This window comes from Allocoleopsis sp. (assembly GCF_036703385.1).
GTDB lineage: Bacteria > Cyanobacteriota > Cyanobacteriia > Cyanobacteriales > Coleofasciculaceae > Allocoleopsis.
This window is the reverse complement of sequence record NZ_DATNPA010000576.1, coordinates 1-10,585: the sequence shown is the minus strand read 5'-3', so window position 1 is coordinate 10,585 and position 10,585 is coordinate 1. Positions and strand designations below refer to the sequence as shown.

Sequence of the window (10,585 nt, the reverse complement as noted above, 5' to 3'; positions counted from 1 at the left end):
TCCAGACTGCCGCAGACAAACCCGGTCTTCCCATTGGCAATTACCTCTGGCACCGAACCCAACGCCATACCCACCACCGGAGTTCCCGTTGCCATTGATTCAATCATTACCAAGCCAAATGGTTCTCGCCAGGTAATCGGGAACAGAGTAACTGTCGCACCGGCTAGCAGCTCTATCTTCTCTTCGTGGGATACTTCACCGAGATATTGGATCTGCTCCCCATCAATCAGGGGTTGGAGTTGTTCGTTGAAATAATCTCTGTCAACGGCATCAATCTTACCTGCCATTTTGAGAGGTAAGCCAAGTGTACGGGCAATTTCAATTGCACCAGCTGGCCCTTTTTCCGGTGAGAGGCGTCCCACAAAAGCCAGATAGGGGGGTTGAGAGGGTTGCTCTTGGAACCGATAAACGGTGGTATCGATGCCGTTGTAAACAGTATGAACGTAGTTAAGACCCAACCTGGGTTCTCGTTGAGCCTCACTAATACTGATGTAAGGTTGCCATGCAAATTGCCGAAACATTTTCTCATTATCCGGCGTGAAAACACCATGCATGGTGTGAACCGTTGGTGTCTTAACGAAACTGCAATAGGGCAGAACTGCACAGCCAACGTGAGAATGGATAATATCGAAATGATGAGCTTGATGATAGACTTTTGCGAGCATCATTTGCTCGTAAAGACCCGGTTCTTTAACCTTTTTATCTAATCTCAGCGCTTGCTCATGTATGAATTCCAAGCGAGCTTTGGTAATAGAGTCACCCGACGCAAATAATGTCACTTCATGACCGCGCCGCACTAATTCATCGGTTAACAAACTGACAATTAACTCTGTTCCACCATAACGGAAGGGAGGAACACGTTCCCAAAGGGGAGCAATCTGTGCAATTCTCATGGAGTAGATGTTACGACTGTGTTCAGTGAAAAGGCGTCAAAACCTCTTGTTAGGTTTTCTTGACGAGGTTTGAAAAAAGCTAGTTTGATTTTTCCTACTAAGAAATCTGTCGGTCAAAAATGTAACAGTACAGTTCAACCTAGAAACATGGCATTTGTTTGTTAGGTAAAACTGTCTGAATGCAGGTGTATTACGTTTTCTTAAAAATACCATAATCGATCACTCTCGTCATCCATCTTCACTCACGACGAGGACTCCCGTTATAATCGATTGTTTAACGGGAGAACAGGCCAAAACTGAGTTAAGACCTAATACAAAAGAACATCACTCCCTACGTTCCAATCCCGACTTACGCTCTTGGAGCTTCAAGAGAATTTCTGCATGAACTTCGCGGGTGATGGGATAGAAGTAGGCAAGAATCAAACCAAAAATTAAGGCAACGGTTGGGATAGGACCGATCGCAATGCGGATGGCTAACAAGGCAGAGTCAGGTTGAGTAGGTGTTGGTTGTCCGGGAATTTGCTCAATAAAACCCGCCACTTCCAAGGCTTGCCCGACGATAAACAACCCAATGGCTAAACCGACTTTTTGTAACAATACCATGAAGCCATAAAAAACACCTTCCCGACGCTGACCGGTTTCGAGTTCATCGAGTTCAATCACATCTGGCATCATTGACCAAGGGATGAGGTAAGCGGTGGAAACACCAAATCCTGCCAGGATAGCGAGGATATACATCAAGCCAACTTGACTCGGTTGCAGGAAAAATAAACCCGCTTGAGCGATAATCCACAACGCCATACCCATGAAATAGACGGCTTTTTTGCCGACGCGATCGCTAATGGCTTTCCAAACGAATAACATGATTAGGGCAGTGCCTTGAACAGCGATCGCAACTTGGGGAAACTGCGCCTCTGGTAAACCCATCCAATTGACCACGAAATAAGGAAGAATGGACGCGGTAACTTGGACGCCTAGCCAGGAAAACAGATAGATTCCCACTACAAATAAAAAGGGACGGTTACTGAAGGCAATGCGTAGCTGTTCTGGGATGGGAATCTGTTCGGATTGCTCTGTACTACTATGTTCGGCTTCATAAGCCAGGATGCGATCGCGCACACCAAAAACACACAAAAATAAAGGCAAGACAGACAGAACCGTACAAATCCCGGCTAAAACCAAATACTGTTGAGTGACGGGAATTTTTAAAAGAGCGAAGATCAGCTGAGCCAGAATCAACGATAGAATGCTGCCACCAATCGAAAAGGCAAAGCGGAAGCTATTGAGGCTGGTGCGTTCGTTGTAGTCCTGGGTGAGTTCTGGGGTGAGGGCAGTATAAGGCAGATTCACTGCCGTATAAAAGCTATTGAAGAAAATCCCAATAATGACATAGTACCCAAACAGCGCCCAGTTGTTAGCCGTTCTGTCAGCACTGAAGTTGGGAACAATCCATTGTAAAAAGAAGAAAATTCCAAAGGGAATTGCCCCATAGAGCATCCAGGGGAGTCGTCGTCCCCAACGGCTTTTGGTGCGATCGCTTAACACCCCCACCATTGGATCATTAACCGCATCCCAAATCTTACCAATCATGAGAATGCTGCCTGCCAACCCAGCACTGAGTCCTGCCACATTGGTGAAGAAAAACAGCGCAAAAAATACACCCAAGTTAGCCGTGATAGCCGGCCCCAAATCGCCAGCACCGTAAGCGAGTTTGGTACTAAAACTCAGCTTTTGGGAAATAGATGTATCGGGGGGAACGGAAGAGTCAGAAGAGGAAGTGTTACTCATAACAGCAGATGAACTAGCAACTGGAACTGAAAATCGCACAACGCGAATATAACCTTTGGCAGTCGTCCAATTTTAAACCAGGGGATGTAGTTACTCGTTGTACGATTTGGTTTACTGCTTATTGACGCCTTTTTAGACGCTCGTTATGCCTGACCTTTACATTTCTTGGTCTGAGTACCATCAAAAAATTGAACTGCTGGGTGCCAAAATCTATGAATCGAAGTGGGACTTCGACCAAATTGTCTGCATCGCCAAGGGAGGGTTACGAGTTGGGGACATTTTATGTCGAATTTACGACAAACCCCTAGCAATTCTTTCCGCGTCTTCCTATGGAGGGGCAGAGAATCGGGTTCGAGGTACGATTCACTTTTCGCGCCATTTGGCAATGACTACTGAAAAATTGGGTAGTCGCGTGTTACTTGTTGATGATTTAGTGGATTCGGGTATTAGCCTTCGGGAGTCGATGACTTGGCTCGAGGAGCATCATGGGAATGAAATTGAGGAGATTCGCACGGCTGTCCTTTGGTACAAAGATTGCTCTGTGTTCACCCCCGATTATTATGTGGATTATTTAGCAGACAATCCTTGGATTCATCAGCCGTTTGAACGGTATGAACTGATGAGTCCTGCACAGTTAGCTCAAAGCTATCTGGTTGGGGAAGTGCCAAGGGGATAAATGTCCTCAAACTTACGCAGATGCTCTATAGGTAAGGTGGGCATTGCCCATCTTATCTGTTGGTGCGATCCCTTTCTCCGGTTCAGCCATCATCATTTACTGCCCCTAGAGAACAGCTTAAATTTCGCCTAGGGGCGATTCAGGAATCGCCCCTACAGTTTCAGGCAATGCACCAGTCCGCCACCGCTCAACCAGCGATCGCAATCTTGGTGACAACCAACTGTCATACTGAGGATAAATCGGCAATCTCGGCACCAACTCCCACCCAGCAGGCTCTAAAATTTCCCTCAACTGCTCAGCACAAGGATGAGGATAATCCGGATTCACCTCATCTTTTGGCCCAATTCCCCCCAAATCCCTAGCACCCGCCTCCAAACACGCTTGTACGGGCACCCCTTGTGGGTGCCCTACCAAATTAGGCGGAATCTGAATCGTAATATCCGGTGGCAAAATCTCACGCGCTTTGGCAATAACCTCCGGTAACTGACGGGAATCAAAAGCAGGCGCATCCCAACTCTGCTGACTTCCGGGACTATAGGGTTGCAAAATGACTTCTTGGATATGACCATATATAGAATGAAGCTGTGCGATCGCATCCAACGTTTCCCACCAATCCTCTGGTGTCTCCCCAATCCCCAACAGTAACCCCGTCGTAAACGGAATCCGCAATTCCCCCGCCCATTCCAGTTGTTGTAGACGCACCCCTGGTACCTTACTTGGAGCATGGCGGTGAACGGTTTGCAGTAATTTGGGCGCTAGCTGTTCCAGCATTAACCCCATCGACACATTCACCTGCTTAAGTACTTTCATCTCCTCAAAACTCAGGGGCCCCGCATTCGTATGGGGCAAAAATCCCATCGATAGAGCGAGTTCGCCCATATCATAAATGTGTTGGAACCATTCATCTCGACGTGATGAGCGGGGATGCACCTCACCACTGAGGATGAGTATTTCACAAACACCCTGATTCTGAAGCTGTCTCAGCTTACTTTGCGCCGCCAAAAGTGGCAGCCAAGGGCTTTTGCCTGGATCGGTGCGAAAATTACAGTAGGTACACCGATTAAAGCACTCGTAAGTCGGAACGAGAGTGTAAGCAGGGCTGTAGGTAACGGTTCGGGAATCGGATCGTGTCATGGGTTCGATCATTACACAGTCAGCTATTAAGAAGTGTGACGTATTCAACAACCTCTTGGCTTTTGTGTAAAATGCTTCCAGACCCAATTCCTTAACGGAACACTAAAGAACCCTAACAGATGGGTAGGTGAATCAACCCAGCCCTGCTTGCAGGAGTTTGAGGTTCAACCTGACGTTTGATGCCACTCACCTAAACACTAGTAGTCTCACTCCAAACACTCCCTTGTTGTTTGGCGTAAACGTTTTTTAGGTGTTTCTTGACGGTATTAGTTGTAATGTACAACTGGGTGGCGATTTCTTTGTAAGAGTAGTTGCCACGACGGAGTGACCAAACTTCAGCTTCACGGGGAGTCAAGTTATATTTCTGTGCTTCAGCGATCGCTTTATTGTTGGTAGACTGATTTTGATCTTCTAGGGTCACCAACAAGTAAGGAGAATCGTTTGTATCTAACTGTAGCCATCGAACCCTAACGCGTAAAAGGTCTGCATGATGGGTGTGTACTTCTGCCTCAATAATCATTCTTTGTTCGGGAAAGAGTTCACGGCTATCGAGCAACGATTCGCAAATCCGCCAAATAGGTAGAGGAACTGACTTGCGCTCTAATTGCTCTGAAGAAAATTGCTGACAGATTCGACGCGCGCGCTTATTGGCGTGAACCCACTTCCCTTGTTCGGTCAAAATTAAGACGCCGTCTACAAAGCCTTCAATAATGGCTTGCAGCAAGTAAGGGTGTTTTGCATGTTGAGCATAAGGCGCTTTGAGCTGTTTTCCCGAACAATTTAGGCTTTCAACAGTTTTCAGGTGACGGTTGAGTGTAGGTGCCAGCATGGACATCATGAATCTCCTTCAAATTAGCAGCTGAGAAGCCGAGCGATGGGAGAAGCTTCTCAGTTGAGTGATAAGCTCATTCTGTTTTTTGAGCAGGTGTAGCTACAAGGAGTAAGTCGGAGATTTCCAAAACTTAGCGAATTCTGTTGTAGAGATGGAGGAACGGTGAATCTATCTGAAGTAGGGTGAAGTTTTTCTGCTGTACAATAGTTTTGCTAATAAAATACGAAATTATAGAATTTCAGGGTGTTGATCTAGATTGCTCAGGTACATGGAGACAATTAGTATCTGTCGTAACTGTTTAGGTGGCTATTAAGTTTTGTCCTAAAACGCTGAAGAGAGTTTCTAGACTAAACTTCATTGCATAAATAGCCAAGGAAAAGATGATAAGTACTACAGCTACGGATCACCAATTGACTCTGCCAAAGGCTCTATTCGTTCAACGACCTACGGGATATGAATCCAGAATTGATCGATCAGTGGTTTCCGATTGAACAACAGCGCAATTACATTTCAATGCTCCTAAATCCCAGGCGAGTTGGCCTCACCCGTCGTCGCGCTGAATGTTTTGTGCGGTTGTGGACTTATCTACTACTCAAACAGCAGCAAGAAATAGGCTCTCGTTTGAGACAACCCTTAACTCAATTGCTGCTTCCCGAAGGATTTGTGGCTTGCACCCATCGGGAAGCGGCAGAATTGTTTTACGCTAACAAAGACCGAGGAAGCGATCGCGCAGCAGGAATGATGATTGATATCCTGGCAGCGCTGGGGTTAATTGAGAAAGACTTTGATGGGAATACACTTTGTTTGCAGATTCGAGGCGTGCCGAACCTGACTGAAACACCTCTGCCACCAGAGCAAATAGAACTCTTGGTCGATGACTTTAATCCCCGAACTGACGCCGTCCCAGTTGCGAATTTTCTCGCTCACAACTACAACTGGATGAGCCACACCCATACAGTTGTCCCGCACAAGATCAAAAAGCTATTACGCTCTTGGGCTATGCAATACCCAGCGGGGATGCGTGTGCTGCGTCATCGTAACACCTCTCATCCGGTCGGATTTTACGTGCTTTACCCCGTTGCACCCGAATCTGAGGAGAAATTTTCTCTCCCTCCGAGTCAAAGTCTTCATTTAAGTTCCGCCTCGGATATCGACCCGCTGAAAATGGCTATCCCCGCAAAGGAAGATTGCACCTCGGTAATGGTACGCAGTTGGATGATTGATACACCCTACAAGACATGGGAGAATGTACATCGCTTCTTAGAAGATGTACAGCATACATTAGGGCGGATGCAGGCTGATTTTCCCAATCTCTGTGATTTCTACGCCATCCTGATTCATCCCAGATATGAAGAACTGGCAAGCGCTCTAGGGTTTCAAAAAATTGGCCTCAATCCGAAGATACCGATTCATTGGTTGTATATGGCAGTAGACCAGTTTTTAGCCTTGGATATGGCAGAAACTGTTTCCAAGCTTGAGTTTGCCTACCCTTCTCCGGAGTTTTAGCGCCAGTTATTCCGAATCAACCGGATTTGATAGTACAAACTAATAGGAAGAATGAGTAGATCAGGTTATATTAAGAGCCTGTTAGATTCTGCCATATCGGCAATTTTCTCGGCAATTTTTTGAGAAAAGATTACCCTCTGGGGTACTATCGCACTCCAAAAGTTTTTTTTAATCTACAGATATAGTACAGATAGCCCAAAACTCCAACCTCAGATAAAAGACTCCTTGAATAAATTGCCAAGAAAAGCACTATCAGTTATGCCTCTACACCTCTCAAATTGAAATTTACAAAAATTTTCATCGGCGGGTGTGCAACACCTAGAAAGAAAGATTTTCTAGCCCTTCTAGATTGGATGAGATACACTCTGACCTCTCTAGAAAACCTCTGTCCTGCTCTCTTTGTTAAGCTTTGGTTTTTTATCCCGCAACCCTAGTAGGTAACGGGTAGGGGGTTAGGTTATTCGCTGTGTACTTCACCCAACTGTGAAACGCTATATCTGCCGTTCAGAGTATCCAAAGGACTTTTACTTAGGAAAGATTTATCATGCCATTTTGGTTAAAAATCATCTTGAAAATTGCTCAAACCGTTAATCCCCAAATTCATCCTGATCGCGAGTTCAGCATAACCTCAGAAGAATTGGAGGAGTTACGTCAATTACCTGACGGTACATTGGGTCGTGAAGTTGCTTATTTTCTCGATCATAACGGCTTTGACCCGCTCAATAGTGGAGATTGGATTCAGCGAACCCATGATGTTTGGCATGTTCTCACAGGATTTAATTCTTCACCTCATGATGAATTCCTGCTCCAGATATTTACCCGTGCTCAAGTGTTTCGTCCCACGAGTGCGATCGTTGTGTTAGTTGGATGGCTAACCGGCATGTGCAATCTCCAAGAGATTAGGTCAATACTGAAGATAGGGAAACAAGCCAAACCCCTGATTAATTGGGATATTAAATCTGATTGGCATACTCCGCTGACTGAAGTCCAGCAAAGGCTAAATATCCTACCCTTAAATAGTTACAAAAAAGGCGTTGCCGATACCCAGAAAACTGTGGTGCTGCAACGCTCATTACAGGAAGCCAAGCAATAGGTAAGCTATAGCAGTTCTCAGTTGCGTGAGATACATCAGAATAACCTAACCCCCACCTCCTCATCCTCACCTGCGGCTCCGGTTGCTCTGGTTCCTAGGAGTGAAGGGGAGTAATACCAATTTCATTAACTAGTGCTACATTGACTACCCCCCTAACCCCCCTTGTTAAGGGGGGAACAAGAAAAGTATTTGTAGCAAGCATTGAGGAAATTGGTATAAGAATCAAAGCCTCTCTCCTTGTAGGAGAGAGGTCAGAACAATGTACCTCATCAAATCGAGAAGAGCTATATCGTGCCTTAAACTCACCTATCTTCTTGAAGTTTATTCATCTTGAGTTAGCAGGAACTCCTGTTGCTTGGCATAAATATTCTTGATGTGCTTCTTGACGGTGTTAAGTGTAATGTACAACCTGTCTGCAATTTCTTTGTAAGAAAGCCTGGATTGATGCAGTGACCAAACTTCGGTTTCACGACGAGTCAAGCCATATTTCTTGGCATCTGCGATCGCTTGCATCTTTCTGGCCTGATTCTGGTCTTCAATTGTCACTAATATCAAAGGATGAGCGCTGTCTTCTAGCACTAACCACCGAACGCGAACTCTAAAATTTACTGAATTGTTGGGTTTTATTTCATTGCCGATGATCGCTTCTTGATCGCTTAATAGCTCCAGGCGATCGCGTAATGATTCGCAAACCTGCCAGATGACTTGGGGGACTGAATTGCTCAGTGTTTTCCCTGGGGAAAGTTGCTGACAGATTTGACGCGCACACTCATTAGCGTAAATCCACTCTCCTTGCTGGCTCAGAACCAAGATTCCATCAACCAATCCTTCGATAATGGCTTGGAGCCAAGAAGGTTGTTTTGAATCTAGGACATGAGAACCTTGAATCGGTTTTTGGGAATATATTGATTGTTTAAGAGTTTCGTTGTTGCTATTGATTTCGGAGGCGATAATCACCATCATACATCTCCATCAGAATTGTCAACAGAGAAGTCAAGTTGCTACAAGACTTATTCGTTGAGTGTTACTGCCATTCTGATGTTTGAATCGATGTATCTGCCATGAGCAAGCTGTACATTGCTCAAATAGCCTGAACTATCTGCTGTAGGATGAACCAGGGTGAAGCCAGAGGAAGCAGGGTGAAGTTTTCCGACAATTCTTTTATTTGGCTATCCCAGCTCTAAATCCTAGTACTGTAGGAGAGCTGTGAAAGAGCTGAGGGGATGTGTTAACTCGGTTTAACGGAGGTAATTTAGTAGCAATAGTAACAAAATAGTTTAAGCAAGCGGTTCTAGGTCACTTGAGCGTGAGTTTCAAATTGTTTGTCCACTTTTCTAGGAAGCTGGAGGATATGGAACCAGAAGATATCAATCAGTGGTTTCCGATTGAGCAACAGGAAAAATATATCTCAAGGCTCACCGAACAAATTAGTATAACTTCGCGTCAGGCTAAATATTATCTGCGATTGTGGGCCTACTTATGGGTTAAGCAGCAACGCAAACTGGGGAAAAACGTGAAGCGGCCTCTGATAGATCTTTCCCTACCAGACGGTTTTGTCTCTTGTACCCTTGAGGAAGCAGCGGCACTGTTCTATTGTGACCAAGAGCAAGATCGGGGAAGCGATCGCTCGGCGGGAATGATGCTGAATAAGCTGCGCGATCGCGGATTAATTGAAAAAAAATTTGATGGCAATAGCCTTTGTATTCAAATCCTATATCAGCTGAAGCCACCGCCCTCTCCTCAACCCGTAGATGTGGATGCTTTTAGCCATAACGATGCTGTGTTTGTTGCCGAGTTTCTGTCTAACCTCTACAGCTGGCTAAACAGCGACACGGCGGCTGTCAAGCTCAAGATCGTTAATGTCCTGCGCCGTTGGGTTAAAAAATATCCAAAAGCTATGCGCGTGCTGCGTCGCTGTGATAACGCAAAGCCTGTAGGATTTTATCTTCTTTATCCCACCGCTGAGGCTTCTGAGAAGAATTTCTTTCTCTCTCCCAACAAAACCCTGCATTTAGGCTCTAATTCAGAGATCGACCCGCTGCAAATCGCCATCCCCCCCGATCCAGATTGCTGTGCTGTCTTCGTGCGGAGCTGGACGATCGATACACCTTACAAGACTAAGGACAATGTGTGTCGATTATTAAAGGATACGCAAGAAACCTTAAAACAAATGCAGGCAGACTTTCCCAACCTGTGCGATTTATATGTGATGATTCTCCATCCCGTATACAGTTACGAGAGTTTAGCGCTGGCGTTGGGGTTTGAAAGAATCGGCTCAGATCAAATATCACCGAGTTACTGGATGTACAAACCTGTCAACCAATTTTTGGACTTGGACATGGAACAAGCTCTCTCCCAGCTTGATTTTTAGCACCCTCACTTAGCTGTTGAGGTAAAGCACGATACCCATCTCCTTGGTACCTGATTGGGGCTCTAATCCTTTTCGGAAAAGGGTTACAGGTGATTTTAGATATCAAAATTAATAAAGATGAGAGTTTTTACTCAACGTAGCTTTACAAAAAGAAACAAATGGGTTAAGTTAAATATGGGCGAACACAAAACCGCCCGCTGAACCTTGAAAAATTATTAAGCCATCATAAAAACATGACAACCACATTACAGCGTCGCGAATCTGCGAACGTGTGGGATCGGTTTTGCGAGTG

The 10,585-nt window shown here is 45.3% G+C and carries 9 protein-coding genes; 4 read left to right on the top strand and 5 right to left on the bottom strand.

Annotated elements, in window-relative coordinates; translation table 11 throughout:
* Positions 1-893, bottom strand: an 893-nt coding sequence (locus V6C93_RS27990) for a glycosyltransferase family 4 protein (protein WP_333479953.1), incomplete at its 3' end; no start/stop codon positions are given.
* Positions 894-1,217: 324 nt separating this feature from the next.
* Entirely contained in the window at positions 1,218-2,681 is a 1,464-nt protein-coding gene (locus V6C93_RS27985) for an MFS transporter (RefSeq protein ID WP_333479952.1), read from the bottom strand.
* Positions 2,682-2,826: 145 nt separating this feature from the next.
* Between V6C93_RS27985 and V6C93_RS27980 the strand changes: the two genes are divergently transcribed.
* On the top strand, positions 2,827-3,357 hold the full coding sequence (locus V6C93_RS27980; RefSeq protein WP_333479951.1) for a phosphoribosyltransferase: 531 nt from the start codon (positions 2,827-2,829) through the stop codon (positions 3,355-3,357).
* 117 nt (positions 3,358-3,474) lie between these two features.
* Here V6C93_RS27980 and cofG read toward each other — a convergent pair whose 3' ends face one another.
* On the bottom strand, positions 3,475-4,491 hold the full coding sequence (cofG, locus tag V6C93_RS27975) for a 7,8-didemethyl-8-hydroxy-5-deazariboflavin synthase subunit CofG (RefSeq protein ID WP_333479950.1): 1,017 nt from the start codon (positions 4,489-4,491) through the stop codon (positions 3,475-3,477).
* Positions 4,492-4,681: 190 nt separating this feature from the next.
* Positions 4,682-5,320 (bottom strand): helix-turn-helix transcriptional regulator, encoded by a 639-nt coding sequence (locus V6C93_RS27970; RefSeq protein ID WP_333479949.1) that lies wholly within the window; start codon positions 5,318-5,320, stop codon positions 4,682-4,684.
* Between the two features lie 456 nt (positions 5,321-5,776).
* On the opposite strand from V6C93_RS27970, the gene V6C93_RS27965 reads away from it, so the two are divergent.
* Entirely contained in the window at positions 5,777-6,829 is a 1,053-nt protein-coding gene (locus V6C93_RS27965) for a hypothetical protein (RefSeq protein WP_333479948.1), read from the top strand.
* 544 nt (positions 6,830-7,373) lie between these two features.
* Entirely contained in the window at positions 7,374-7,922 is a 549-nt protein-coding gene (locus V6C93_RS27960) for a Coq4 family protein (protein ID WP_333479947.1), read from the top strand.
* Between the two features lie 321 nt (positions 7,923-8,243).
* Here V6C93_RS27960 and V6C93_RS27955 read toward each other — a convergent pair whose 3' ends face one another.
* The gene (locus V6C93_RS27955) at positions 8,244-8,885 is read right to left on the bottom strand and encodes a LuxR C-terminal-related transcriptional regulator (RefSeq protein WP_333479946.1); all 642 of its coding nucleotides are present in this window, start codon (positions 8,883-8,885) and stop codon (positions 8,244-8,246) included.
* A gap of 388 nt (positions 8,886-9,273) precedes the next feature.
* Between V6C93_RS27955 and V6C93_RS27950 the strand changes: the two genes are divergently transcribed.
* Entirely contained in the window at positions 9,274-10,293 is a 1,020-nt protein-coding gene (locus tag V6C93_RS27950; protein WP_333479945.1) for a hypothetical protein, read from the top strand.
* Positions 10,294-10,585: the final 292 nt, after the last annotated feature.